Origin of the sequence: Asanoa siamensis, from assembly GCF_016862555.1 — a bacterium.
GTDB classification, from domain to species: domain Bacteria; phylum Actinomycetota; class Actinomycetes; order Mycobacteriales; family Micromonosporaceae; genus Asanoa; species Asanoa siamensis.
Window position 1 is genome coordinate 92,368 of record NZ_BONE01000007.1, and the last position, 24,282, is coordinate 116,649.

Annotated in this window: 27 protein-coding genes; 13 read left to right on the forward strand and 14 right to left on the reverse strand. The window is 72.3% G+C overall.

The annotated features are described in order from the left end of the window. Positions 1–80: 80 nt before the first annotated feature. Entirely contained in the window at positions 81–1,004 is a 924-nt protein-coding gene (ctaC, locus tag Asi02nite_RS06620) for an aa3-type cytochrome oxidase subunit II (RefSeq protein ID WP_203711255.1), read from the forward strand. 10 nt (positions 1,005–1,014) lie between these two features. Beyond that, entirely contained in the window at positions 1,015–1,440 is a 426-nt protein-coding gene (locus tag Asi02nite_RS06625; protein ID WP_203711256.1) for a cytochrome c oxidase subunit 4, read from the forward strand. Between the two features lie 239 nt (positions 1,441–1,679). Here the strand turns inward: Asi02nite_RS06625 and trpD are convergent, their stop codons facing one another. Genes trpD through Asi02nite_RS06640 form a run of 3 tightly spaced genes read right to left on the reverse strand, consistent with a single transcriptional unit; the run spans position 1,680 to position 4,152 of the window. Next, complete coding sequence (gene trpD / locus Asi02nite_RS06630) at positions 1,680–2,741, reverse strand: anthranilate phosphoribosyltransferase (RefSeq protein ID WP_203711257.1); 1,062 nt, start codon at positions 2,739–2,741, stop codon at positions 1,680–1,682. A 49-nt stretch (positions 2,742–2,790) separates the two neighbouring features. Next, positions 2,791–3,207, reverse strand: coding sequence for a response regulator (locus Asi02nite_RS06635; RefSeq protein ID WP_203711258.1), 417 nt, complete (start codon positions 3,205–3,207; stop codon positions 2,791–2,793). A gap of 18 nt (positions 3,208–3,225) precedes the next feature. Continuing rightward, on the reverse strand, positions 3,226–4,152 hold the full coding sequence (locus Asi02nite_RS06640; RefSeq protein ID WP_203711259.1) for a cytochrome c oxidase assembly protein: 927 nt from the start codon (positions 4,150–4,152) through the stop codon (positions 3,226–3,228). A 103-nt stretch (positions 4,153–4,255) separates the two neighbouring features. Between Asi02nite_RS06640 and ctaE the strand changes: the two genes are divergently transcribed. The 7 genes from ctaE (at position 4,256) to Asi02nite_RS41450 (ending at position 10,151) form a co-directional block, all read left to right on the forward strand. Next, entirely contained in the window at positions 4,256–4,855 is a 600-nt protein-coding gene (gene ctaE, locus Asi02nite_RS06645; RefSeq protein WP_203711260.1) for an aa3-type cytochrome oxidase subunit III, read from the forward strand. A gap of 73 nt (positions 4,856–4,928) precedes the next feature. Further along, positions 4,929–5,765, forward strand: coding sequence for a cytochrome bc1 complex diheme cytochrome c subunit (qcrC, locus tag Asi02nite_RS06650; protein ID WP_203711261.1), 837 nt, complete (start codon positions 4,929–4,931; stop codon positions 5,763–5,765). Then, the gene (gene qcrA, locus Asi02nite_RS06655) at positions 5,762–6,898 is read left to right on the forward strand and encodes a cytochrome bc1 complex Rieske iron-sulfur subunit (RefSeq protein WP_203711262.1); all 1,137 of its coding nucleotides are present in this window, start codon (positions 5,762–5,764) and stop codon (positions 6,896–6,898) included. Before qcrC ends, qcrA begins: the two co-directional genes overlap by 4 nt. Continuing rightward, positions 6,895–8,499, forward strand: coding sequence for a cytochrome bc1 complex cytochrome b subunit (gene qcrB, locus Asi02nite_RS06660; RefSeq protein ID WP_203711263.1), 1,605 nt, complete (start codon positions 6,895–6,897; stop codon positions 8,497–8,499). The genes qcrA and qcrB overlap by 4 nt, the downstream gene beginning before the upstream one ends. A 183-nt stretch (positions 8,500–8,682) precedes the next feature. Continuing rightward, positions 8,683–8,871 carry a hypothetical protein gene (locus Asi02nite_RS06665; protein WP_203711264.1) on the forward strand — a complete coding sequence of 63 codons (189 nt, stop codon included), beginning with the start codon at positions 8,683–8,685 and terminating at the stop codon, positions 8,869–8,871. A gap of 140 nt (positions 8,872–9,011) precedes the next feature. Then, positions 9,012–9,521 (forward strand): aldo/keto reductase, encoded by a 510-nt coding sequence (locus Asi02nite_RS41445; protein ID WP_239126530.1) that lies wholly within the window; start codon positions 9,012–9,014, stop codon positions 9,519–9,521. Between the two features lie 156 nt (positions 9,522–9,677). Next, on the forward strand, positions 9,678–10,151 hold the full coding sequence (locus tag Asi02nite_RS41450) for an aldo/keto reductase (RefSeq protein WP_239126531.1): 474 nt from the start codon (positions 9,678–9,680) through the stop codon (positions 10,149–10,151). On the opposite strand, the gene Asi02nite_RS06675 is transcribed toward Asi02nite_RS41450, so the two are convergent. From Asi02nite_RS06675 to Asi02nite_RS06700, 6 genes are all read right to left on the reverse strand, one after another. Further along, a complete protein-coding gene (locus tag Asi02nite_RS06675; RefSeq protein WP_239126532.1) occupies positions 10,148–10,987 on the reverse strand; it encodes an alpha/beta hydrolase family protein in 840 nt (279 codons plus the stop codon). The genes Asi02nite_RS41450 and Asi02nite_RS06675 overlap by 4 nt on opposite strands. Beyond that, complete coding sequence (locus Asi02nite_RS06680) at positions 10,974–11,261, reverse strand: Lrp/AsnC family transcriptional regulator (protein WP_203711265.1); 288 nt, start codon at positions 11,259–11,261, stop codon at positions 10,974–10,976. Before Asi02nite_RS06680 ends, Asi02nite_RS06675 begins: the two co-directional genes overlap by 14 nt. Before the next feature lie 33 nt (positions 11,262–11,294). Continuing rightward, the gene (locus Asi02nite_RS06685; protein WP_203711266.1) at positions 11,295–12,110 is read right to left on the reverse strand and encodes a nucleotidyltransferase family protein; all 816 of its coding nucleotides are present in this window, start codon (positions 12,108–12,110) and stop codon (positions 11,295–11,297) included. Further along, complete coding sequence (locus Asi02nite_RS06690; RefSeq protein WP_203711267.1) at positions 12,103–12,660, reverse strand: NUDIX domain-containing protein; 558 nt, start codon at positions 12,658–12,660, stop codon at positions 12,103–12,105. The genes Asi02nite_RS06685 and Asi02nite_RS06690 overlap by 8 nt, the downstream gene beginning before the upstream one ends. 47 nt (positions 12,661–12,707) lie before the next feature. Then, positions 12,708–14,495, reverse strand: a complete 1,788-nt coding sequence (locus Asi02nite_RS06695) for a RelA/SpoT family protein (RefSeq protein WP_203711268.1) — start codon at positions 14,493–14,495, stop codon at positions 12,708–12,710. Positions 14,496–14,651: 156 nt separating this feature from the next. Further along, the gene (locus tag Asi02nite_RS06700; RefSeq protein ID WP_203711269.1) at positions 14,652–16,367 is read right to left on the reverse strand and encodes a DEDD exonuclease domain-containing protein; all 1,716 of its coding nucleotides are present in this window, start codon (positions 16,365–16,367) and stop codon (positions 14,652–14,654) included. A gap of 127 nt (positions 16,368–16,494) precedes the next feature. Here Asi02nite_RS06700 and Asi02nite_RS06705 point away from each other — a divergent pair, with 127 nt between their 5' ends. From Asi02nite_RS06705 to Asi02nite_RS06720, 4 genes are all read left to right on the forward strand, one after another. Then, positions 16,495–17,868, forward strand: coding sequence for an NYN domain-containing protein (locus Asi02nite_RS06705; RefSeq protein WP_203711270.1), 1,374 nt, complete (start codon positions 16,495–16,497; stop codon positions 17,866–17,868). 71 nt (positions 17,869–17,939) lie between these two features. Continuing rightward, complete coding sequence (locus Asi02nite_RS06710; protein WP_203711271.1) at positions 17,940–18,167, forward strand: hypothetical protein; 228 nt, start codon at positions 17,940–17,942, stop codon at positions 18,165–18,167. A gap of 220 nt (positions 18,168–18,387) precedes the next feature. Next, positions 18,388–19,653, forward strand: coding sequence for a M48 family metallopeptidase (locus tag Asi02nite_RS06715; RefSeq protein ID WP_203711272.1), 1,266 nt, complete (start codon positions 18,388–18,390; stop codon positions 19,651–19,653). Further along, positions 19,650–20,774 (forward strand): glycosyltransferase family 4 protein, encoded by a 1,125-nt coding sequence (locus Asi02nite_RS06720; protein WP_203711273.1) that lies wholly within the window; start codon positions 19,650–19,652, stop codon positions 20,772–20,774. Before Asi02nite_RS06715 ends, Asi02nite_RS06720 begins: the two co-directional genes overlap by 4 nt. A gap of 290 nt (positions 20,775–21,064) precedes the next feature. Here Asi02nite_RS06720 and Asi02nite_RS06725 read toward each other — a convergent pair whose 3' ends face one another. The 5 genes from Asi02nite_RS06725 to Asi02nite_RS06745 all read right to left on the reverse strand — a co-directional run bounded on the left by Asi02nite_RS06725 (position 21,065) and on the right by Asi02nite_RS06745 (position 24,164). Continuing rightward, positions 21,065–21,430 carry a YbaB/EbfC family nucleoid-associated protein gene (locus Asi02nite_RS06725; RefSeq protein ID WP_203711274.1) on the reverse strand — a complete coding sequence of 122 codons (366 nt, stop codon included), beginning with the start codon at positions 21,428–21,430 and terminating at the stop codon, positions 21,065–21,067. Further along, complete coding sequence (locus Asi02nite_RS06730; RefSeq protein WP_203711275.1) at positions 21,427–21,804, reverse strand: YbaB/EbfC family nucleoid-associated protein; 378 nt, start codon at positions 21,802–21,804, stop codon at positions 21,427–21,429. Before Asi02nite_RS06730 ends, Asi02nite_RS06725 begins: the two co-directional genes overlap by 4 nt. A 3-nt stretch (positions 21,805–21,807) precedes the next feature. Further along, positions 21,808–22,125 (reverse strand): hypothetical protein, encoded by a 318-nt coding sequence (locus Asi02nite_RS06735; protein ID WP_203711276.1) that lies wholly within the window; start codon positions 22,123–22,125, stop codon positions 21,808–21,810. Further along, on the reverse strand, positions 22,122–23,219 hold the full coding sequence (locus Asi02nite_RS06740) for a hypothetical protein (protein WP_203711277.1): 1,098 nt from the start codon (positions 23,217–23,219) through the stop codon (positions 22,122–22,124). Before Asi02nite_RS06740 ends, Asi02nite_RS06735 begins: the two co-directional genes overlap by 4 nt. A 231-nt stretch (positions 23,220–23,450) precedes the next feature. Continuing rightward, positions 23,451–24,164 (reverse strand): alpha/beta fold hydrolase, encoded by a 714-nt coding sequence (locus Asi02nite_RS06745; RefSeq protein WP_203711278.1) that lies wholly within the window; start codon positions 24,162–24,164, stop codon positions 23,451–23,453. Positions 24,165–24,282 lie beyond the last annotated feature (118 nt).

Consider the following 24,282-nt stretch of genomic DNA (forward strand, 5'->3'; position numbering starts at 1 on the left):
CCCCGGAGCGGCGTGAGGACCTTGGTCGAGTAATGTGCGACCGTCGGTGACGGCAGGTGCGAGAGGGGCAGGACCACAACGTGTCCGCAGAGCGTTCGAAGGCGCGGCCGGTAGCCGTCCGGTTGGCCGGTGTCGGCGTCGCCGGTGCGCTGCTGTTGGTGCTCTCCGGTTGTGACGTCGGCAGTCATGTCGACGGCTTCGGTTGGCCGCAGAACGGCATCACCGAGCAGTCCAAGCGGATGTACGACCTGTGGATCGGTTCCACCGTCGCCGCCCTGATCGTGGGCGTCTTCGTCTGGGCCCTGATCTTCTGGTGCGTGATCCGCTACCGCAAGCGCGGCGACAAGCTGCCGGTGCAGACCCGGTTCAACATGCCGATGGAGTTCCTCTACACCATCGCGCCGATCCTGGTGGTCTCCGTCCTCTTCTACTACACGGCGATCGTGCAGACCGACGTCAACCGGACCACGGCCGACCCGGCGGTGACCGTCGAGGTCGAGGCGTTCAAGTGGAACTGGCAGTTCAACTACCAGAACGGCCCGACCGAGGGTGACCGCGTCGGCGAGACCGTCACCTCGACGCTGGGCACCACCGAGATCATCCCGATCCTGGTGCTGCCGACCGGCCGGACGATCCGGTTCGAGGAGACCAGCCGCGACGTCATCCACTCGTTCTGGGTGCCGGAGCTGCTGTTCAAGCGCGACGTCTTCCCGGGCAACGTGCGCAACGTCTTCGAGGTCACCATCGACCAGGAGGGCGCCTACGTCGGCCGCTGCGCCGAGCTGTGCGGCACCTACCACTCGATGATGAACTTCGAGCTGCGCGCGGTCTCCGGTGACGAGTACGACCGGTTCATCGCCGCGAAGCAGGCCGGGCAGTCGACGCAGCAGGCGCTGACGGCGATCGGCGAGGAGCCGTTCGCCACCACGACCTCGCCGTTCCCGACGCGCCGCGACGAAGCGAACTTCAACCCGGCCGGCGCGGGCGCCGGCACGGGCAACTGAGAGGCCGGCCATGCGCACCGAATGGAAACTGTTCAGCGTCATCTCCGCCTTCCTGTTCGTGGCCACGTTCGTCTACGCGTTCTGGACCAACGCGCAGACCCAGGGCATCGACTGGGTCGGCACGATCGCGCTGGCGCTGAGCTTCCTGCTGACCACGATGTGCGGCGGCTTCTTCTGGTTCGTCAGCCGGCGCATCGAGCCGCGCCCGGAGGACCGCTCCGACGGTGAGATCGCCGACGGCGCGGGCGAGATCGGCTTCTTCAGCCCGGGCAGCTACTGGCCGTTCGGCCTGGCGCTGGCCGCCACGATCGCCGGCCTCGGCCTGGTCTTCTGGCAGGTCTGGCTGCTGGTGATCGGCCTGGTCGCGGTCATCCTGGCCGCCTGCGGCCTGCTCTTCGAGTACTACACCGGCACCCGCCGCACCGCCGAGCACTAGCTCGTCCTTCGGAGAAAGGCCGATCCGGTTTCGACCGGGTCGGCCTTCTTCTTTGCCCGGGTTCCGGTCGTCGGCCGGGTCCATTTCCTTACCCGGGTCCGCGCTGGTCCGGACCGTTGCTCCCGCCGGACACCGCTCCGCTGCCAGGTCCGCGGGAGCGCGGCCCCGCCCCGCCGGGCGGGGTTAGGAACGGTCCGTTCCTATGCGGAAAGCGTTAGGAACGGACCGTTGCTTTCGTTCTAGAGGCCGTCGGCCTTGGCCGCCTGCGCGACCGTGACCCAGCGGTCCAGGAGGTTCGCGGCGGCGCCCGTGTCGACGGCCGCGGCGGCCCGCTCCAGGGCGGCCGGCAGCGCCGTGGCGAGGTCGTCGGCGCCGCCGGCGTGGGCGACCAGGGCCGCGGCCGCGTTGACCAGCGTGGCGTCGCGGACCGGCCCCCGCTCGCCCGCCAGGACCCGGCGCGCGGCGTCGGCGTTGAACGTGGCGTCGCCGCCTCGCAGGTCGCCCGGCGCGGACCGGGGGAGACCCAGGTCGACGGTGTCGAGGCGGCCTTCGGTGACCACGCCGGCGCGGGCCATCCAGAACCGGGTCGGCGTCGCGGTGCTGATCTCGTCGAGGCCGTCCTCGCCGCGCACCACGAGCGCCGAGTCGCCGCGGCCCGCGAACACGGCCGCCATCACCGGCGCCATCCGCTCGTCGAAGCAGCCGACCAGGCCGGACCGCGGCCGCGCCGGGTTGCTCAGCGGGCCGAGGAAGTTGAACGCGGTGGGCACGCCGATCTCGCGCCGCGCCGGGCCCGCGTGCCGCATGCCCGGGTGGAACCGGGCGGCGAAGCAGAAGCCGATGCCGGCCTCGGCCACCGTGCGGGCCACCCCGGCCGGGCCGAGCTCCAGCGGGATGCCGAAGTGCTCCAGCAGGTCGGCGGTGCCGCACAGCGACGACGCGGCGCGGTTGCCGTGCTTGACCACGCGGACGCCGCAGGCCGCCACCACCATGGCCGCCATCGTCGAGATGTTGACCGTGTGCGCCCGGTCGCCGCCGGTGCCGACCACGTCGACGGCGTCGGTGCGCAGCTCCTCGGGCAGGTCGACCCGGACGGCCGCCTCGAGCATCGCCTCGACCAGGCCGGCCAGCTCGGCCGGCGTCTCGCCCTTGGCCCGCAGCGCCATCATGAACGCGGCGATCTGGGCCGGCGTGGCCGAGCCGGCCATGATCTCGCCCATCGCCCAGGCGGTGTCCGGGGTCGCTAGCTCCTCGGCGCGCAGCAGCGCGGTGAGCAGGTTGGGCCAGGTCCGATCGCCCATGCCGGGCCTCCCGTGGCGGGCAGAGGGTGGGTGAGGATGGCGCCCCTGGTCAGGCGGTGGTGACGGGCCCGCCGGTGGCGTAGGACCGAAGCATGGCCGCGACGGTGCGGCCGGTCTCGATCGGGTCGAGCGGGTACATCAGGGTGCCGTCGACCTGGGCGTAGGCCGCCAGCCAGCGATCCGCGGCCCGGGCCAGCACCACACAGGTGGGCGGGGCGGCGTTGGGGCGGTCGTCCTTGATCTGCCGGGCCAGGCCCAGTCCACCGGCCGGGGTCGCCTCGCCGTCGAGCAGCATCAGGTCGATCTCGTAGTCGTCGACCAGGCGCACGCAGGCGTCGTAGTCGTCGGCCTCGACGAACTCGACCCGCAGGTCAGCCGCCGGGCGGGTGCCGACGGCGAGGCGCATCCGGTCGCGGACCTTCGGGTCGTCGCTGTAGAGCAGGACGGTGTACGTGCGGTCGGTCATCGAAAGGCTCCCACGTGGTTAGTCGCGCGCCGCCGATCGTACCGTCGCGTCGTTTTGATCTTGAGCCCGCTCCCGGGCCTCCTGCCGGTCGAGCTCGCGGTCGATCCGGCGGGCCTCCCGCTCGGAGGCGCGGATCCACTGCACCACCAGCACCGCGATCATCGTCACACTCACGAACTCGCCACCCGCCCAGAGGATGCCGCCGGCCACCTTCTGGTCGTCGAACGGGTTGGACCAGTCCAGGTGCAGCCCCGGGTACCAGGTGCCGCCGAGCAGCGTCTTGCTCTGCATGATGGTCAGCCCCAGCACCGTGTGGAACGGCACGGAGAGCAGCATCAGCAGCGCCCGGGCCGGGTACGGCCAGCGGCCGGGCAGCGGGTCGAGGCCGAGCAGCGGCCAGAAGAACAGGCAGCCGACCGCGATGAAGTGCGCGTGGGTGAGCTCGTGCAGCCACTCGTGCCGCAGGGTCTGCTCGTAGAGGCTCGTGAAGTAGAGGGCGAACGGGGTGGCCACGAACAGGCCGAACGCCACCAGCGGGAACGTGAGCACCGTCGCGACGCGGCTGTGCACGACGGCCAGCAGCCGGCGCCGGGGGGCGCCACGCAGCGTGCGCAGGGCCAGCGTCATCGGCGCGCCGAGGGCCAGGAAGATCGGCGCGACCATGGAGAGCACCATGTGTTGCACCATGTGGACGGAGAGCAACGTCGTGTCGTACGCGTGCAGGCCACTGACCGTGACCGAGGCGATACCGCCGAGGCCCGGGACCAGGAAGAACACCGTGCGGGAGACGGGCCAGCGGTCGCCGCGCACGCGCAGCCGGTGCACGCCGTACAGGTAGAGGCCGGCCGCCACGACCAGCAGGACCGTGAGCCAGCTGTCGAGCCGGATCTCGGTGAAGACGGATGCCACGCTGAACGGCGGCGGTGTCGCTTCTGCCAGTACCACGCAGCCAGGTTAGTCCCGGGTGGGTTGGTGGCATTTGCCGGGCCACGGCGCGCCGGGCGCACCCCGACGATCGTCTTGCGTGGTCGAGCGCAATAATGACCGCGTGACTGCGGCCCCAGCGATCGACAAGAGCCGGATCCATTCCCTGACGAGACCCAACATGGTCTCGGTGGGAACCATTGTCTGGCTCTCCAGCGAACTGATGTTCTTCGCGGCTCTGTTCGCGATGTACTTCTCGATCCGCGCCGCGGCGCCCGAGTTGTGGGCGGAGCACACGCAGCATCTGAACCTGCCGTACGCGACGACGTTCACGGTCATCCTGGTGCTCTCCTCGATCACCTGCCAGATGGGCGTGTTCGCGGCGGAGCGCGGTGACGTGTTCATGCTGCGGCGCTGGTTCACCATCACGTTCCTGATGGGCCTGACGTTCCTCTGCGGCCAGCTCTTCGAGTACCACACGCTGGTCGGCGAGGGCATCAAGATCAACGCTGACGGCTACGGCTCGATGTTCTACCTGACCACCGGCTTCCACGGTCTGCACGTGGCCGGCGGTCTCATCGCCTTCATCATCTACATGATCCGGACGACGATGGGGCGCTTCACCCCGGCGCAGGCGACGTCGGCGATCGTCGTGTCGTACTACTGGCACTTCGTCGACGTCGTGTGGATCGGTCTCTTCCTCATGATCTACGGTCTCCAGTGATCATGAGCGTCACGTTTCCGACCCCCGCATCGTCAAAGGGACAAGGTCGCACACCCATGAAGGACAAAGCCTGATGACAACTCCGCACCGGTCCGGCGGTCTGCTCGCCCGGATGCGCAGGCGGCGCTCGGTGCCGCGGAGCAAGGTCCGGCGCCGGATCGGCGCGGCGACCCGGCTGCTCGCCGCGCTCGTGCTCGCCGGCGGCCTCTACACGGCGTTCGCCCCGGCGATCTCCGCGCAGGACGCGCCGCTGTCGCCGGCCGCCATGGAGGGCAAGGCGCTCTTCGACACGAGCTGCATCACCTGCCATGGCATGAACGCCCAGGGCATCGAGGGGCGCGGCCCGAGCCTGATCGGCGTCGGTGGCGCCTCCGTCGACTTCCAGGTGGGCACCGGCCGCATGCCGCTCGGCTCCCAGAACGCCCAGGCGGTCGAGAAGCCGCCGGTGTTCAACGAGGAGCAGACCCGCCAGCTCGCGCAGTACGTGCAGGAGCTCGGCGGCGGCCCGCAGATCCCGGAGGGTAACGACCTGCACTCGGGCGGTGACATCGCGGCCGGTGGCGAGATCTTCCGGCTCAACTGCTCGTCCTGCCACGCGTTCGGCGGTGGCGGCGGCGCGCTGTCGTCCGGCAAGTTCGCGCCGCGGCTCAGCGACACCACCGACCGGGTCATCTGGGGCGCCATGCTGAGCGGCCCGCAGAACATGCCGGTCTTCGGTGACAACCAGCTCTCGCCGGACGAGAAGCGCGACGTGATCGCCTACATCCAGGAGACGCTGGGCGACTCGAACAGTGACCCGGGCGGCTTCAACCTTGGCCGGCTCGGCCCGACGACGGAGGGCCTGGCGGTCTTCGTGGTCGGCATTACGGCGCTGATCTTCACGGCACTGTGGATTGCGGGGAAGTCATGACCGTCCAGACCACCGGAGACAACGGCAACGGCCACCGGTCGCCCGTTCCGGAGGAGATCGACTACGACGACCCGCGTACGACCCGGTTCGAGAAGGTCAAGGCCGCCGCCCGCCAGGACGGCGTCGAGATCGTCCACTACGAGCCGCAGTTCCCCGCGGGCGGTTCGAAGACCGAGAAGCGGATGACCCGCACGGTCTCGCTGATGTTCCTGCTCGTCGGCCTGTTCGGCACGGCGTTCGTGGTCCTCTACATCGTCTGGCCGTGGCGGTGGGAGCAGGGCGACACGCTGATGAGGTGGTACACGCCGCTGCTCGGCATCACCCTGGGCCTGGCGTTCCTGTTCCTCGCGTTCGCGATCCTGACCTGGGGCAAGAAGCTGCTGCCCCGCGAGGTCTCGATCCAGGACCGGCACGACGGCGGCGCGCCCGAGGGCGACCGCCGGGCCGTCGGCCAGACCCTGGCCTACATGGTCGAGGAACTGGGCGTGAAGCGGCGGCCGCTGCTCGGCCTCGCGGCCGCGGCCGGTCTCGCACCGGTCGCCGTGGTGGTCGGTGCGCCGATCGTCGGTGGGCTGATCAAGAACCCGCACGCCGACAACCAGATGTTCACCACCGGCTGGGCGCCGATCGCGGAGCCCGACGGCAGCACCCGCCTGGTCCGGCTGACCCGTGACGACGGCACTCCGATCCGCCCCGCGGACGTGAGCGCCGGCGGCCAGATGACGGTCTTCCCGGGCATCCCGGAGGGCGCCACCAACGTGCACGCCGACTCCCCGACGCTGCTGATCCACCTGCGGCCCGAGGACGCGGCCGTCGCGCGGGCCAACAACGTCAAGGGCACCGGGCACGACAAGTTCAGCCGGGCCGACTTCATGTACGGCGACTACATCGCGTACTCGAAGATCTGCACCCACGCGGGCTGCCCGGCGAGCCTCTACGAGCAGCAGACCAACCGGCTGCTCTGCCCGTGTCACCAGTCGCAGTTCCTCATCACCGACAACGCGAAGCCCGTGTTCGGCCCGGCGAGCCGCAGCCTTCCGCAGCTTCCGATCGACGTCGATGACGAGGGATACTTGGTGGCGAAGTCGGACTACCAGGCCACCGTCGGACCTGACTTCTGGGAGCGGCCGTGAAGCGCCGAAAGATCGACGTGCGGGCACTGCCCGCCAAGGCGGGCAACGAGGTCGAGGACCGACTCGGCGTAGCCACCCCGCTGCGCAGCATCATCAACAAGGTCTTCCCCGACCACTGGTCGTTCCTGCTGGGCGAGATCGCGCTGTTCTCGTTCATCGTGCTGCTGCTGACCGGCACGTTCCTGACCCTCTTCTTCGAGCCTTCGCTCAAGGAGGTCACGTACGACGGCAGCTACGCCCCGCTGCGGGGCGTGCACATGTCCGCCGCGTACGCGTCGTCGTTGGACCTGTCCTTCGACGTCCGTGGCGGTCTGATCATGCGTCAGATGCACCACTGGTCGGCGCTGGTCTTCATGGCCGCGATCATCGTGCACATGCTGCGCATCTTCTTCACGGGTGCGTTCCGCAAGCCGCGCGAGGTCAACTGGATCATCGGCTCGCTGCTGTTCTGGGTCGGCTTCCTGGCCGGCTTCACCGGCTACTCGCTCCCGGACGACGCCCTCTCCGGCACGGGCCTGCGGATCGCCTCGGCGATCATGCTGTCCATCCCGCTGATCGGCACCTGGCTCACCTCGTCAATCTTCAACGGCGAGTTCCCGGGCGACATCATCATCAGCCGGTTCTTCATCGCGCACGTGCTGCTGATTCCCGCACTGCTGGTCGCGCTGATCTCGGTGCACCTCGCGCTGGTGTTCAAGCAGAAGCACACGCAGTGGCCCGGCCCCGGCCGGACCAACACCAACGTGGTGGGCGAGCGGTTCTTCCCGCGCTACACGATCAAGCAGGCCGGCTTCTTCATGGCCGTCGCCGGCGTGATCGCGCTGCTCGCGGGCGCGATGCAGATCAACCCGATCTGGCTGTTCGGTCCGTACGAGGCCGGCGTCGTGTCGGCGGCGTCCCAGCCCGACTGGTACGTCATGTTCCTCGACGGCTCGACGCGGTTGATGCCCGCCTGGCAGATCAACATCGGCATAGGCAACGGCTACGTCATCCCGCCGATCTTCTGGCCGACGGTGGTGCTGCCCGGCATCCTGGTGGGCCTGTCGACGATGTACCCGTTCGTCGAGGCACGCCTCAACAAGGACAACAAGATCCACAACCTGCTGCAGCGCCCGCGTGACGTGCCCCAGCGCACGGCCGTCGGCGTCATGGCGGTGACGTTCTTCCTGGTGCTGACGCTGTCCGGCGGCAACGACGTGATCGCCGACAAGTTCAACATCAGCCTGAACGCGATGACCTGGGCCGGCCGCATCGGCCTGCTGATCCTGCCGCCGCTGTTCTACTGGGTGGCCTACCGGATCTGCCTCGGCCTCCAGCAGCACGACCGCGAGGTCCTGGCGCACGGTGTCGAGACGGGCATCATCCGCCGGGCCCCCGACGGCCGGTTCTACGAGGTGCACCAGCCGCTGTCGACGGACCACAAGGAACTGGAGTACGCGGGCTGGGTCGTCCCGAAGAAGATGAACCGCCTCGGTGCCCTCGGGCCGGCGGTGAAGGGCTTCTTCAAGCCGATCGAGCGTCCGGCCGAGGCGCCGGTCTCACCCGGCCACCCGCCGGTCGAGGCCCCGCCGGAGCGGCGGGAGATCGAGTCCAAGCACTGAGTTCCTCTTCGCGACGGGCGAGGATCTCCTCTCGGGGAGGTCCTCGCCCTTCGTTATGCCCGTTTTGTCGAGGCGACACGCCGCCCGGTTCCCACGGTGCACCCGACTCGCGTGGCAGCGTGACCCGTGAGTGGTGATGACGGCCGCTCGCGTTCGGGCTTCCGCTCTTCGAGAGGAGACGCCATGCGTGGCGAGGAGGAACTCACCTGTGCCGTGTGCGACACGGCGATGCCCTGCGCACCCCGCGACGACAACTCCCCGGACCTCGTCTGCGCGGGCTGCGGCGCCGCGCAGGTGGTCGCCCCCATCACGGTCTGGCTCCGGTCGAGCCGCAAGGGCGCCGTGGCCCCGGAACAACGCCGCGCCGCCTAGGGTCTCGTAGGCTGGCGCCCGTCGGCTTCGAGGAGGGGTGCCGCGGTGGAGTTCACGCGATTGGGCGCGACGGGGCTGCGGGTGAGCCGGATCGCGCTGGGCTGCATGAGCTACGGCGTCGCCGACGCGGGCCCGCACCGGTGGACGCTCGACGAGGACGCCGCCGCCCCCCGTTCTTCCGGCAGGCGGCCGAGGCGGGCGTCACGTTCTGGGACACCGCCAACGTCTACCAGGGCGGCACGTCCGAGGAGTTCGTCGGCAGGGCGATCACCAGGTTCGCCCGCCGCGAGGACGTCGTGCTCGCCACGAAGGTGAGCGGGCGGATGCACGACGGCCCCGGCGGCAGCGGGCTGTCCCGCAAGGCCGTCCTCGAACAGGTCGAGGGGTCCCTGCGGCGGTTGGGCACCGACTACATCGACGTCTACTACCTGCACCGCTTCGACGACGCGACGCCGGTCGAGGAGACAGTGTCGGCGCTCGACGACCTGGTCCGGGCGGGCAAGGTCCGCTACCTGGGCGCGTCGTCCATGTGGGCATGGCAGTTCGCCAAGCTGCAGCAGGCGGCGGTCGTGCACGGCCGGACGACGTGCTCAAGCGCGAGGAGGAGCGCGACATTATCCCGATGTGCGCCGACCAGGGCGTGGGGCTGACGCCGTACTCGCCGCTGGCGAAAGGCCGGGCAACGCGGCCCGGGGGGAGCGAACGACCCGGTCCACCGCGGACGATGTCGCCCGGGCCTTCGACCGGGACGTCGACAAGCCGGTGATCGACGCCGTGGGACGGGTGGCGTTCGCACGCGCGTGCCGATGGCCCAGGTGGCGCTCGCCTGGGTGCTGTCGAAGCCGGTGGTCTCCGCACCGATCGTGGGCGCGACGAAGCCCCACCACCTGTCCGACGCCGTAGCGGCCCTGGACCTAAGGCTCAGCGACGAGGAGATCGCGGCGTTGGAGGCGCCGTACCGGCCAGGACAACGACTGGTGGTGAGCCCCGGCCGGGGCCAGGTTGTCGACCCGCCGGCGGGAAGCCGAGGGCCGGCGTCTGCTCGAACCGGCCTCCGGGCACGAACCCGGGCTCGCCGAGCCACCGCGCGGCGCGGTGCGCCCGGCGATCAGCCGGGCCGGCCCTCGAGGTACGGTCCAGACCCGTTCCGGGGCGGCAAGCGTGGTGGCGGATCCGGTGACGACGAGGGTGGACGAGCCGGGCCGAACGACCTCGATCCGGTCGAGGCAGAACCGCACGTTCTCCGACGTCGTCCTGATCGAGTCAGTAGGCCGAGCTAGTCGCGGGCCGGGAGAGTCGCGGACCAGTCGCTGATCAGGGCGGTGACCGGCGCGGGGGAGCGGACCCAGGCGAAGTGGGCCGGGCGGCCCTCGGCCTCGATCCGGGGGAGGCGCTCCCGGCGGACCGCCGACCGGCCCAACTTCGCGGTGGTGTGGTCCGCGGCCTCGTGGGGGGTGAAGACGTCCCCGTCGAAGCTCACCGCGAGCACCGGCGTCGTCAGCGCGCCGACCGCCGCGTCCGTGTCGACGCCGCGCACCGTGGGGAACCGGCCCGTGCGGCCCGACGCCGCCCAGTCGCGGATCACCCCGCGGGCCTGCCGCCCGCCGAACGTCCACCCTGGCCAGACGCCGAGCGCGGCGGCGCTGACGCCGATCGACTGCATGTAGGCGCCCACGACGAGGCGGTGCCGGGGATAGGCGCGCCAGTAGGGGATGGCCGCCGCGACCAAGGCCAGGCCGTCGACCGGCGCGTCCGGTGTCGTCGCCAGGTGCATCAGGGCCGCCTGCCCGCCCAGCGAGTGGCCGACCAGGATCGTGCGGCGGTCGGCGTAGTCGGCCTTCAGCGCGTCGAGGACCGCGCCCACGTCGTCGGCCAGGTCCGCGTAGCCGTAGGTCGACGCGCGGCTCGGAGGCGGCGTGCTGTCACCCGTGCTGCGCAGGTCGGCGACCACCACCGCGAAGCCCGCGCTGCCCAGCGACTCGGCCAGCGGCCGGTAGAACCGGCCCGCCACGCCCATCGCCGGCAGCACCACCGCGACCGGGGCCGTGGGCGACGCCGCGGGATAGTGGCGCAGGGCGAGGCGGTCGGTGCCCCGGTCGACCTCAGTCGGACTCACGAAGACCGATCGCGAACGCCTCTTCGAGGTCGTGGTGCGAATAGGCCCGGAAGGCGATGTGCGAGTCCGTGTTGATCACGCCGTCGACCTTGGAGATGCCGCCCGCGATGACGTCGGCGATCTGGTCGAACTCGCGGACCCGGACGATCGCGATCAGGTCGACGCCGCCGGCGACCGAGTAGACCTCGCTGACGCCGTCGAGGTCGGCGAGCTGCTGGGCCACCTCGGGGATCGAGTCGGCGGCGCAGTCGATCAGGACGATCGCGGTGATCACCGATGGGCTCCTCTCGTCGTGCCTGGACGAATGCTAGCGGCCCGCCACCGTGAGCTGCCGGCCCGCCCGGATCACGCGGTCGAGCCGTTCACCGGCCGCCACCGACGCGCCGGGCCAGACCACGCTGTCGGTGACGTCGCCGGCCACCACCGCCCCGGCGCCCACCACGGATCGCACGCAGCGGCCGGTGACCGTACCCGCGACGAGGTTCTCGCCGGCCGCCGCGTGCAGGTTGGCGGCGAGGTAGTCGCGCGGCGTACCCGTGTCGATGAAGACGCCGTCGAACGGCACGACCTCCAGCGCGCCCGCGGCCTCGGCCGGCCGCCAGACCGTGTGCACGAGCTCAGCCGGCGCGGTCGACAGCGCGCGCACCCGGTGCCAGGGCAGCAGCGAGAAGCCCGCGAACCGGTGGCCGCTGAACAGCCCGGGCTGCCGCGTGTCGCGTACCGGCTGGCCGAGCAGCCGCACCGTCTCGCCGTCCCAACCGGTGAGCAGCGCCGCGAGGTCGCCGCCGGCCAGGTAGGCGTCGGCGTTGCCGACCAGCACCCCGCGGCCGCCGATCCAGTCGCGCAGGTTGCCGAGCCCGCCGGACGTGCCCAGCGGGCCGTCGGGCTCGACCGAGAGCTGGGCCCGGTCGCCGACGTGCGCCACGACCTGCGCGCCGAGGTAGCTCGCGTTGACCGCGACCTCCGCCGGCCCGCGCAGCCCGAAGCCGGCGACGCGATCCAGGGCTAGATCCAGCAGGGGTACGTTGCCGACGGGGCAGAGCGCCTTGGGCCGCAGCTCGGTCAGCGGTCGCAGGCGCCGGCCCTCGCCGGCCGCGAGCACCACCGCGCAGAGATCACTCATCCCGGGCGGGCGCGGTCGGCCGGGCCATGCTGGTCGGGTCGTCCGGCGCCACCAGCGGCCCGATGCCGTAGTAGGCCAGCAGCCGCGCGGTCGCCACAGTCAGCCGCGGCAGGTCGTCGATCGGGTGGAACCTCGCCTCGTAGACCTCGGCACCGTCGACCTCGAGCACGGTGGTCGACGCCGGCACCGACAGCTCGAAGACCATGTCGACCCAGCCCTTGGCGTGGACGACGGCGTTGGGCACGGCCGGCGTCAGCTCCCGGGGGTCCACTGTGATGCCGGATTCCTCGGCCAGCTCGCGCGCGGCGCCGACGATCGGCGCCTCGCCCCGCCGGAGCAGGCCGGCCGGCAGACCCCAGCCGCGGCCGGGCGGCTGGCGCAGCAGCAGCAGGCGCCCGGGCGCGGGCGCCTCCGAGTCGCGCACCAGCGTCACACCGCCCACGATGTACTTGGGCACGAACGACCGCACGATCCGCCTGCGCACAGGATGCGGAAGCCGGTAGAAGACTCCGTACACGAGAGCGCGCAACGCGCGTGGGCGGGAGTTCACAGAGCAAGGCTAAAGGCAGCGGGCACGCCGGCCCGCCCGGGTCGGCCCTATTCGCGACGGTCGACGAGGGCGACGAGGCGGTCGACGACCGACTCCGGCGTGATCGCGCGGTCGAAGACCGCGACGAGCAGCGTCTCCAGGTCGGGGTAGCCCATCTCGTCGGCGAGCTGGCGCAGTGGCAGGTCGCTGGCCAGGCCCCGGTCGTGCCGGCGCAGCGCCAGCCCGATCGTCGCGCGGCCGAGGCGGACCTTGTCGGGGATGCTGATTCCCGGCTCGTCGTGGTCGGCGAAGTAGCGGTTGATCTGCATCTGCGCCTGCGGCGACTTGACGAAGCCGAGCCACTCCTTGCGCGGGCCGGCCGGCACGGCGGCCGGGGCACCGTCGGTGGAGTCGGCCTCCGTGAAGATCTCGACCACGTCGCCCTCGTTGAGCTCGGACGACAGGGGGGCCAGGCGGCCGTTGATGGTGGCCGCGAGGCAGTGCTCGCCGCGCTCGGTGGCCAGCTCGTAGGCCAGGTCGACCGGGGTGGAGCCCGACGGCAGCACGACCTGGCGGCCCTCGGCGAACACCTGGATCTGCGACTCGGCGAGGTCGCAGCGCAGCGACTCGAGGAACTGGGCGGCGTCGGAGGTGGCCTGCTCCCAGTCGAGCACCCGGCGCAGCCAGGCCAGCTGCTCGACCCGGGCCTCGGCCATCGCGGCCGGCGTCTTCGGGTAGCGGAAGTGCGCGGCGATGCCGTACTCGGCGAGCTGGTGCATCGCCTCGGTGCGGATCAGCACCTCGACCGAGCGGTCGTCGGGGCCGATCACCGTGGTGTGCAGCGAGCGGTAGAGGTTGTTCTTGGGTGACGCGATGAAGTCCTTGAACCGGCCCGGGACCGGCCGCCAACAGCCGTGGATCGCGCCCAGCGCGGCGTAGCAGTCGGTGTCGGTGCCGTCCACGACGACCGCGATCCGGGGCAGGTCATGCGGCACGGCGTAGCCGGCGGCGACCGTGTCCTTCCAGATCGAGTAGTAGTGCCGGGGCCGGGGCGTGACCACCGCGGTCACCCGGCCGCGGCGCAGCGTGGCCTTGGCCCGCAGCGCCACCTCGGTCAGGTATTCGTCCCACCCCGTGCGGGCCTGGATGTGCTCGTCGACCACGCTGTAGCCGTCGGGCTCGAGGTTGTAGAGCACCGCGTCGTCGAGCTCGCGCTTGAGGAGCTGGATGCCGAGCCGGTCGCAGAGCGGCACCAGCACGTCGAGGGTCGCCTTGGCGATCCGGGCGCGGGAGGCGGGGGAGCGGGCGTCGAGGGTGCGCATGTTGTGCAGCCGGTCGGCCAGCTTGATGATCAGCACCCGGACGTCCTTGCCGGCCGCGACCAGCATCTTGCGGATCGTCTCGGCCTCGGCCGCCTTGCCGTAGAACGCCTTGTCGAACTTGGTCACGCCGTCGACCAGGTGCGCCACCTCGGGGCCGAAGTCGCCGTGCAGCGCCTGCAGCGTGTAGCGGGTGTCCTCGACGGTGTCGTGCAGCAGCGCCGCGACCAGCGTCGTCGTGTCCATACCGAGCTCGGCGAGGATCTGGGCGACCGCCAGCGGGTGCGTGATGAACGGCTCGCCGCTCTTGCGGAACTGCCCGCGGTGCATGCTCTCGGCGATGCCGTAGGCCCGGCGGAGCACGTTGGCGTCGCCGGAGTGCACCTCGCGGTGGGTGCGGACGAGTCTCGTGACGGGGTCGTCGTCGGACCCGGGCCAGGACAGGAACGTCCGTAGCCGGCGGGAGATGGGCAGGTCGCTGGATTGGACAGGCACCACACGACCCAGCGCGGCGCCGTGACCGGCGTCGACATCCACGCCCGCACACCTCCTGACGAGGCTGGCACCCGTGAGTCGTGCCTTCGCCCGGGAAATCGGGCGAGACAGTCACGAGTGCATTTCTCTACCAGACTAAGTCACGCACCGTAGTCCAAATGGTCAGTTGCTTCTAGGCGAACGGGTGAGTCTCGAAGGTTAGCCCTGGGCTTCCGCCTTTCGGAGCAACTCGCGGTAGCGGGCTGCTCCACGGACGGGCGACGCCCACCCGGCGGACGCCTCCACCAGACGGGTGTCGGGGCGCTCCAGCCACGACAGGATCCGCTCGGTCTCCTCGGCGGTCGCGCTCGGCACCGGGCCGTGGCCGGGCAGCACCGTCTCGGCCGTGGCGCGGAGCACCTCGATCGTCGCCCGTGGATGCTGACGCGGTGGGGAGTTGCCGGCCGCCGCCAGCCGGCCCTGCCGGACGATCGCCAGCTCCCAGCCGCCGTCGCCACCCCGCCGGGCCGCGACCAGCTCGGCGATCGTGGTCAGCCCGGATAGTCGCTGCATGCGGACCGTCGCCCGCAGCACGGCGGCGAGCCGGCCCCGGACCACCGCCGCGTCCTCGTAGCGGTGCGCGTCGGCCAGCACGGTGATGCGCCCCAGCAGCGCCTCGACGACGGCGCGTGGGTCGCCGGTGGTCGCCGCCCGGAACGGCTCGGCCGCCGCCTCCTCGTACGCCTCCGGACTGATCTTGTGCTCGCACGGCGCCGCGCATCTGCCCAGCTCAGCCAGCGCGCACGCGGCGGTCGTGGTCCTGGTGGAGAGCTTGAGCGTGCACTGCCGCAGCGGGATCGCGTCGTGCACCGCCGCGGCGGCCAGGTCGGCGGCCCGCTTGGAGGTGAACGGCCCGAGATAGGCGTCGTCGCCGGCGGCCAGCGCGCGGACCACCGACAGCCGCGGGTAGGCCTCGTCGGTCAGCTTCAGCCAGACCACCCGCTCCGGGAACTTGGACCGGCGGTTGTAGGGCGGCGCGTGCGCGGCGATCAGGCGTAGCTCGCGGATCTCGGCCTCGAGCCCGTGGGCGCACTCGACGGCCTCGACCTTTTCCGCGGCGGCCAGCATCTCGGAGATCCGGGCCCGCTTCTCGGCGGCGGTGAAGTAGCTGCGGACCCGGGTCGCGATGTCGACCGACGTGCCGACGTAGAGCGGGCGGCCGTCGGCGGCGCGGAAGATGTAGACCCCCGGCGCGTGCGGCAGCCCGTCGGCCAGGTGCCGCTTGCGCCGCTGGGTCGGGGTGACGGCCTTGGCGAACTCGATCGCGTCGGCGACCGTGGTCACGTTGTGGCTGCCCAGCCGGCCGATCATGGCGTGCAGCACGTCGACCGTGGCCTTGGCGTCGTCGAGCGCCCGGTGCGTCGGCTGGTTGGGCGTGCGGAAGTGCGCGGCCAGCGTGCCGAGCTTGCGGTTGGGCACCTCGTCGCGGATCAGCACCCGGCGGGCCAGCGCGGCGGTGTCGAGGACCCGCGGGTTGGGCCACGTGTAGCCGAACTTGGCACACGCCGCCTTGAGGAAGCCCACGTCGTAAGGGGCGTTGTGGGCGACCAGCACGGCACCCTGGATGAACTCGAGCAGCGGGGGCAGCACCTCCTCGATCGGCGGAGCGGGCAGCACCATCGCCTGCGTGATGCCGGTCAGCACGGTGATGAACGGCGGGATCGGCTGGCCCGGGTTGACCAGCGTGGCAAGCACCCCGACCTGCTCGCCGCCGCGGACCTTGACCGCCCCGACCTCGGTGATGCCGCCGCCGTCGGGCGCGCCGCCGGTGGTCTCCAGGTCGACCACGACGAAGGTCGCGTCGCGCAGGTCGGTCGCGTCGCCGGCCGTCAACAGGCCGTCGAGCGTGCCCTGGACGAAGAGCTGATCCACCACGGCGAGGACGTTAGAACACTGGTACGACACTTCTGGCACAGCGGCCCCAGGCGTTTCGCGTACGCGTGGGAAAAAGATCGACTACATCGACGGGCGCTCGGGTGGCCGACGGTGGGAGACTTGCTCCATGTCCGAGCCCGAACCGCGCGACGGCCGCCTTCCCGAGGAAGCGGTGTCGCCGTCGTCAGCCGGTCCGGAGCCGGAGATCGAGCCTCTCCTGCCGGAGCCGGTCCGCCAGCGTGTGGTCGCCCTGGCGGCCTCCGCGCTGCCCGGGCTGCCGTTCGACGAGCAGCCCGTGCCGCTGCGCCGCGTGGCCAAGTTCGCCCCCAACCGGCGCGCCCGGCTCGGCGGTCCGCAGATCGCCGCCCAGCTCGCCAGCGACTCGCTGTTCCGCCAGCGGATCTCCGCGCGGGTCATCGCCGAGGTCGGCGACCTGGGCGCGGCCGTCCTCGACGGGATCTGCCCGGCCGCCGCCGACCCGGTCGAGGTGGCCGCGCTGGCCTACCTGGCCCGGCCCGCCGGCTGGCGCGAGCTGGTCGAGGCGGCCGGCGAGGCCGTGCGTGCCGAGGCCGACAGCGCCGCGATCGCCGGGCTGGTCCGCGAGGCCGAGCAGCGCACCGCCCGGGCCGAGCACGACCGCGCCGTCGCCCGCAGCGAGGCCGACAAGCTGCGCGACGAGCTGGCGCGGGTCAGCACCGAGCTCGGGCAGCTCCGCGAGGAGCTGCGGGTGCAGGCGCGACAACTGCGTGAGATACAGAGCCGCGAGCGCAAGGCCACCGAGATGCTGGCCACCGAGAAGGGCCGGGCCGCCCGGGCGGCGGCTGACCACGACGCCGAGCTGCGCCGGGTCCGGGCCCGGCTGGCCGAGGCCGAGACGGCGGCCGCGAGCGGGCGGCAGAGCGCCAAGGAGGCCCGGTCGGTCGACGACGCGCGGCTGTGGCTGCTGCTCGAGACGATCGGCCAGGCTGCCGTCGGGTTGCGCCGCGAGCTGGCCCTCGAGCCCACCGACCGGCGCCCGGCCGACTACGTCGCCGAGTCGCAGGGTGAGGCGCCCGGTGCCGCTCCCGGCGCACGGGCCCTCGACACCGACGACCCCGCCCGCCTCGACCAGCTGCTCGCCCTGCCCCGGGCGCATCTCGTGGTCGACGGCTACAACGTCACCAAGCGGGGGTACGGCGACATGTCGCTCGAGCAGCAGCGCAAGCGCCTGATCACCGGTCTGGGCGGAATCGCCGCGCAGACCGGCGACGAGATCACCGTCGTCTTCGACGGCGCCGAGCGGGTCCACGGCCTGCCGCCCGCGCCGCGCGGGGTCCGGGTGCTCTTCTCCCGCAAGGGCGAGACCGCCGACGAGCTGATCCGCCGGCTGGTCCGGGCGGAGCCGGGCGGCCGCCCGGTCGTCGTCGTAAGTTCGGACCGTGAGGTAGCCGACGGCGTACGCCGCCACGGCGCCTACCCCATGGGCGCCGACGCCCTGGTCAGGCGGCTCTCCCGGAGCTGAGCGGGATTTTTGTCGGACCCGCTCGCTAGCGTTCTTGTCACGGACGGTGTCTTCCTAGACAGGAGCCTGTGATGCTCATCGACTGCTCCAGCTGCGCGGTGCGGGGCGCGGCCTGCCCGGGTTGCCTGGTGACGGCGCTGCTCGACGCGCCGGCCGAGATCGAGAGCCTCGACGCCGACGAGCTACGCGCGATCGAGGTCTTCGCCCGGGCGGGCTTCGAGGTCGAGGTGGTCAGCCAACAACCGGCCGCCCTACGCATGGCCCGCCCCCCACACCGCCGCGGCTACCGCGTGGCGTAGGGCGCGTCCTGCCGGTCGGCGCGGCGTGGGCCGCGTCCTGCCGGTCGGCGCGGCGTGGGCCGCGTCCTGCCGGTCGGCGCGGCGTAGGCCGCATTCTGCCGGTCGGCGTGGCCTGCGGCGGGCCAGCCGCAGGCTGGCGGCGTCGGACGGTGCCTGGACCTCGTCTCGGCTCGGGGGCTGCGCCGTAAGATGATCCGATGCCTTGGCGGAGCGAGCCCTGATGACGCCGCGGTCCTGGGCCGTGGTCGCCTTCGCCGTGCTCGCGGTGGCGTTGGCGGTGGCCGTCCTCGTCCTGGTGCCCTGGCACCGGCCGCCCGCGCCGCGGGCCGACCAGGTCGCCGCGCTGCGGTCGCTGCCGGCCGACCAGGTCGCCGCGGGCCGGGCCTTCCACAGCGCGCTGCGCCCCGCCGGCTACGGGAGCCTGCTGGTCGGGCTGGTGATCGCCCTCGTGCTGGGCCTCACCCCGCTCGGCGCGCGGCTGATCGAGGCGGTCGGCCGGCCCTTCGGCGGCAACTGGGTCGCCCAGGCCGTACTCGGCGGCCTGGTCGTCGTGCTGGTGGCCGACCTGCTGACCCTGCCGTTCGCGGCCTGGCGGCACACGGTCCTGTCCCGCTGCGGCCTCTCGACCCAGGGCTGGGGCGGCTGGACCGTCGACCTGCTCAAGGGCTGGGCGGTGTCCGCGGTGATCGGCGCGGTCGCCCTGCTCGGCTTCTACACGATCACCCACTTCGCCCCTCGCTGGTGGTGGGCCTGGGGCGCCGCCGGCGCCGCCACGCTCGTGGTGCTGCTCACGTTCGTGCTGCCCGTGCTGGTCGAGCCCGTGTTCAACAAGTTCACGCCCATGGCCGACGGCCCGTTGCGGACCGAGCTGGTCCAGCTCGCCCGCACCGACGGGGTGCCGGTCCGTGACGTGCTGGTCGCCGACGCGTCGCGGCGCACACGTGCGGTCAACGCGTACGTGTCGGGGCTCGGGCCGACCCGCCGCATCGTCGTCTACGACACGTTGCTGCGGGAGGCACCGCCGGCCGAGGTGGTCAGCGTGGTGGCGCACGAGCTCGGCCACGCCAAGGACAACGACGTCCGCACCGCCACGCTGATCGGTGCGCTGGGCGCGGCGCTCGGGGTGGTCGGCCTGTTCCTGCTCGGCGGCTGGACCAGCCTGCTGCGCGGCGCCGGTGTCACCTCGATCGCCGAGCCGCGCGCGTTCGCGCTGCTGGTCGCCGTGGTCGCGGTCGTGGGCGTACTCTCCGCGCCGGCCCAGGCGCTGCTCTCCCGGCGCACCGAGGCGCGGGCCGACGCGCACGCGCTCGCGCTGACCAACGACCCCGGTACGTTCGAGGCGATGCAGGCCCGCCTGTCGTCGGTCAACCTCGGCGACCCCGACCCGCCGCGCTGGGAATACCTCTACGGCGCGTCCCATCCGTCCACCGTGGAGCGCATGGCGGCCGCCCGTGCGTACGCCCGCGGCGAAAGGCCCGACCGTTGAGCCGCACCCTGCTCGTCACCAACGACTTCCCGCCCCGCCCCGGCGGCATCCAGAAGTTCGTGCACCAACTCGCGGTGCGGCAGCCGGCTGGCTCGGTGGTGGTCTACGCGTCGACCTGGAAGGGCGCCGACAAGTTCGACGCCGACCAGCCGTTCGAGGTGGTCCGCGAGGCGACCGGGGTGCTGCTGCCGACGCGGAAGGTCGCCCGGCGCGCCGCCGAGATCGCCCGCGCGCACGAGTGCGACACCGTCTGGTTCGGCGCCGCCGCGCCCCTCGGCCTGCTCGCCGACGGGCTGCGCCGCCGCGCCGGGATCTCCCGCGTGGTCGCACTCACCCACGGCCACGAGGTCGGCTGGGCGGCCCTGCCCGGCGCCCGCGCGCTGCTGAAGCGCATCGCCCGCGGCGCGGACGTCGTCACCTACCTGACCGACTACCAGCGCACCCGCCTGGAGCGCGCCCTGCACGGCCTGACCGACCTGCGGCGGCTGGCGCCCGGCGTCGACGTCGACGCGTTCCACCCGGGCGTCGACGGCAGCGCGGTCCGGGCCCGCTACGGCATCGGCGACCGCCCGGTCGTCGTGTGCGTGTCGCGCCTGGTGCCGCGCAAGGGCCAGGACGCCCTGATCCGCGCGCTGCCCGCGATCCGGGCGACGGTCCCGGACGCCCTGCTGCTGCTGGTCAGCGGCGGCCCGGAGTACGACCGCCTGCGCCGCCTGGCCCGATCGGTCGGCGTCGCCGACCACGTGGTCTTCACCCGCGGCGTGCCGTGGGAGGAGCTACCGGCCCACTACGCCGCGGGCGACGTCTTCGCGATGCCGTGCCGCACCCGCAACGCCGGCCTCGACGTCGAGGGCCTCGGCATCGTCTACCTGGAGGCCTCGGCCACCGGCCTCCCCGTCGTCGCGGGCGACTCGGGCGGCGCCCCGGACGCGGTCCGCGAGGGCGAGACGGGCTACGTCGTCGACGGCCGCGACACCACCCAGATCGCCGACCGCGTGGCCACCCTCCTGGCGGACCGCGACCTGGCCCGCCGCATGGGCAAGGCGGGCCGCGCCTGGGTGGAGCGCGACTGGCGCTGGCAGACCCAGGCCACCCGCATGCGCGCCCTCCTCACCCCGTAGAAGCGTCACGCACCCGGCAGCCGCCCGGTGGGGTGCATGGCGGTTGCCGGCTGGCCGGGGCCATCCGTAAGCGCCGCAGAAGCCGGAACACGGCAGTCGCTGGGTGACGGCGTCGGCGATCGTCGGCTCCGACGCTCGGTGCGGCTGATGAGCGCAGCTGGGCGCGGGCCTGGGACTCATTGCGCGCCCGGCCGCGTTCGGGGCGTGCTCTGCGCGTGCCGCGTTCGGGGCGTGCTCCGCGCGTGCGGCGGGGGCAAAGCGGCGTAGAGCTCGCGACGCGACCGCCGCGGTCAGTCCGGGAGGAAGCGGCGGATGCGGGCCGCGTCGATGACCGCGCCGTAGCGCGCCGTGAGGGCTGATTCCAGGACGCGGGAGACCAGGGCCGTGCGGGCCGTCTGCTCGGCCGCGTGGACCGCCGACGTCACCGCGTCGCCGAGGGTCAGGTTGTCGGTTGTCCGTTTTGTCGTCGTCGCGATCTCGATCGAGCGGAGCGCGCCCAACCCGTCGACCGTGGCCACCACGCCGCCCGAGAGGGCCGTGCCCGTGAAGGATTCCGTGTGGACCGACTCAATCACCGTGCGGAGGCGGTGCTGCAGCGCCGCCGGGTCGTCGACCAGGCCCCGCAGCGACTCGGCCAGGGCATGCGGGTCCGTCATAGTCGACCCCGGCGGATCAACGCGACAGGGTCGACGTCCGTGAAGCGCGCCGGGAACTCGCCCACCGACTCCTGGAACTCCGCAGCCGCGGCGGAGCGGGCCGCCGCGATCGCCTCCTGGCACGCGGCCGCCAGATCAGTCGCGCCGAGGTCGCGTTGCGCCTGCGGGGAGATGTAGGTGCGTTCCAGCTTGCCGCCCAGCGACACCGTCGCCGACACGTAGCCTTGGGCGTCCGTCGCCGACACCGTCCGGCTCATCAACTCCTGCAGGCCCGTCCGGAAGTCAACCGCGGCCGCGCGCAGGCGCTCCGGGCCCGCGTCGCTGCGGTAGTAGCGTTCGCTCGTCTCCAGGAATTGCGCGATGAAGTCCTGCATGGCTCAGCGGTCCCACCACACGGTCGCCGCGATGAACGCCGGCAGTTGCGTCATCAGGGCCAGGCTCCAGGTGAGCGCGCGGAAGCTGCCGAGCTGGCCCGGGGCGAACCGGGCCCGGTGCTCGGCGGTCGGGTAGCGGTGCACGCGCGCGACGCCGAACACCGCGAGCGCCAGCGCCACACCGCCCAGGACGAACCCGGCCACCGCCGACAGCCGGAGCAGTACGTAGGCCGCGAAGCAGGAGACGAGGAACGCCACTCCCAGCGTCACCGTCATCTCGGCCTGTGTGCGCCGGCGTTGTGCGGTCAGGTCGTCGGTCATCGCCGGCCCGCCGGGTCCGGGACCTTCGCGTTGGTCCATCCGCCGTGCTCCCAGGTCTGGATCTCGGTCATCCGCTGCGGGGTGAGCGCCGCCGAGTTGACGGTCATCTCGCGGCTCTCGGTGCCGAAGTAGCCGTTGAGCTTCGCGGTCTCCGTGGCGATGCCGCCGTTGGTCAGGGCGACCGCCGCCGCGGTGCCGGCGACCTCGACGATCAGCGCGCCGACCTCCAGCACGTATTGCGTGGAGAGCGTCCAACCCAGCGCCTGCCGCGTCAGCGGCTCCGGGTTGATCACGGCGGCGGCCAGGCCGTACGTGATGATCGCCGTGCCGATCAGGTAGCTCACGTCGGCCGCCGACATCACGACGCCCATCGTCATGCACTGGTTCTTGAGCTCGCTGACCAGCGCCGAGAGCTGGTTGACGGCCGGGTCGAACTGGTTGGAGACGAAGTTGAGGAACGCGTCGGCGCCGGCGCCCTCCCACTTGGCCTCGTTGACGACCCGCTCGGCGAGCGGCAGCACCTGGGCGCCGGCCAGCGCGAGGTGCCGCTCCATCGCGCCCCAGCCCTCGGCGGCCGTGAAGTAGGGGAGCGGGTCCTTGAGCAGCGCCAGCGCGGCGATGCCGGCGAAGTGGACGAACAGCGCCGGCACCGCGGCGGCGGCCACCATCAGCCCGACGGTGGCCGCCTCCAGCGCGATGATGATCCCGCCCTCGGCGGCGGCGAACCGGGCGATCTCGGAACCGGACGGAGCCGTCGACATCTCCCGGGGCGTGGGGAACGCGGGCGCCGGGATCGGCCGGTCGCCGAAGAGCCGCGCGTTCTCGGCGTCCTGGTCCTCGTAGTGGTTGGCGACCCGGGTCAGCGCGTCGCCGACCGCGGTGAACACGTCGGCGCAGGCCCGGGCGCCGAGGTCCGCGGCGGTGTAGGCCGCGCTGTAGGTCGCCGTGAAACCGCAGTCGGGCGTCGGGATCGCGGTGCTCGGGATCGAGCACCGGACCAGCTCGGCGTCCACGTCGGACCGCAGCTGCCGGCCGTATTCCTGATAGGCCCGCGCCGCGCCCCGTAACGCCTGCGTCTCGACGGAAGTGCCCACACCGCCCCCTCCAGCGGGCGCGACGTTACCACCGCCGCGTCACGCGTGGTGCCCGTCGTGCACCGCCCGGTCGATGCGCCGGTCGGGCACGATCCACAGCACCGCGGCAGCGCCGCCGAGACCTTTCCCTTCGATGCCGACGCCTTTCATGAAAGAGAAGGGGAGGGCGCGGCCCGCGGCAGCGTTGCCACGGGCCGCACCCGACGGCCTGAGCGCAAGGACGGGGGAAGGTCAGGCCGAGACAGCGGCGACGGCGTCGAGGATCGACTCCGTCACGACGTCGGGCCGGGAGACGCTCAGCGCGTGCGAACCGCCCGCGACCTCGCGTACGTCCTTGGCGCCCGCCCGCGCGGCCAGGAAGCGCTGCAGCTCCGCGGGGATGTTGCGGTCCTGGTCGCCGATCACGAACCAGGACGGGATCGTCTTCCACCCCGGCTGGTCCGTCGGCAGGCCCGCGGTCAGCGCGTCCTGGGTGACCGGGCGCTGGGTCGCCGCCATCAGCGCGGCCTGCGCGGCCGGCACGTCGGCGGCGAACTGCGCGTGGAAGGCGGACGGACGGATCACGAGCTCCACGCCGCCGGTGCTCACCAGGTGCGCGTCGACCGCCTCGCCCAGCGTGCTGCCCGGGAACTTCGTCGACAGCCCGAACGCCGACTCACCCTGGTCGGGGGCGAACGCGCAGACGTAGACCAGACCGGCCACCTGCTCGTTCCCGGCCGCCGCCGCGGTCACGACCATGCCGCCGTACGAGTGCCCGACGAGCACCACCGGCCCGTCGACCGACGCGACCACGTCGCGGACGTAGGCGGCGTCACCGGCCAGCCCCCGCAACGGGTTCGCGGCGGCCACGACGTCGACGGACCGCTCCCGCAGGCGCGCGACGACGCCGTTCCAGCTCGCGGACTCGGCGAAGGCGCCATGCACGAGGACGACGGTGGGCTTCATGGTGTTCTCCTTCTGCTCGGGTGTGCGTTCACCAGCCCAGACAGGACGGCGCCGGGATCTGTGACCCGCTGTGCCCCGGCCCACAGGTCGTCCGAAAGCCCACAGGTCGAATCCCCAC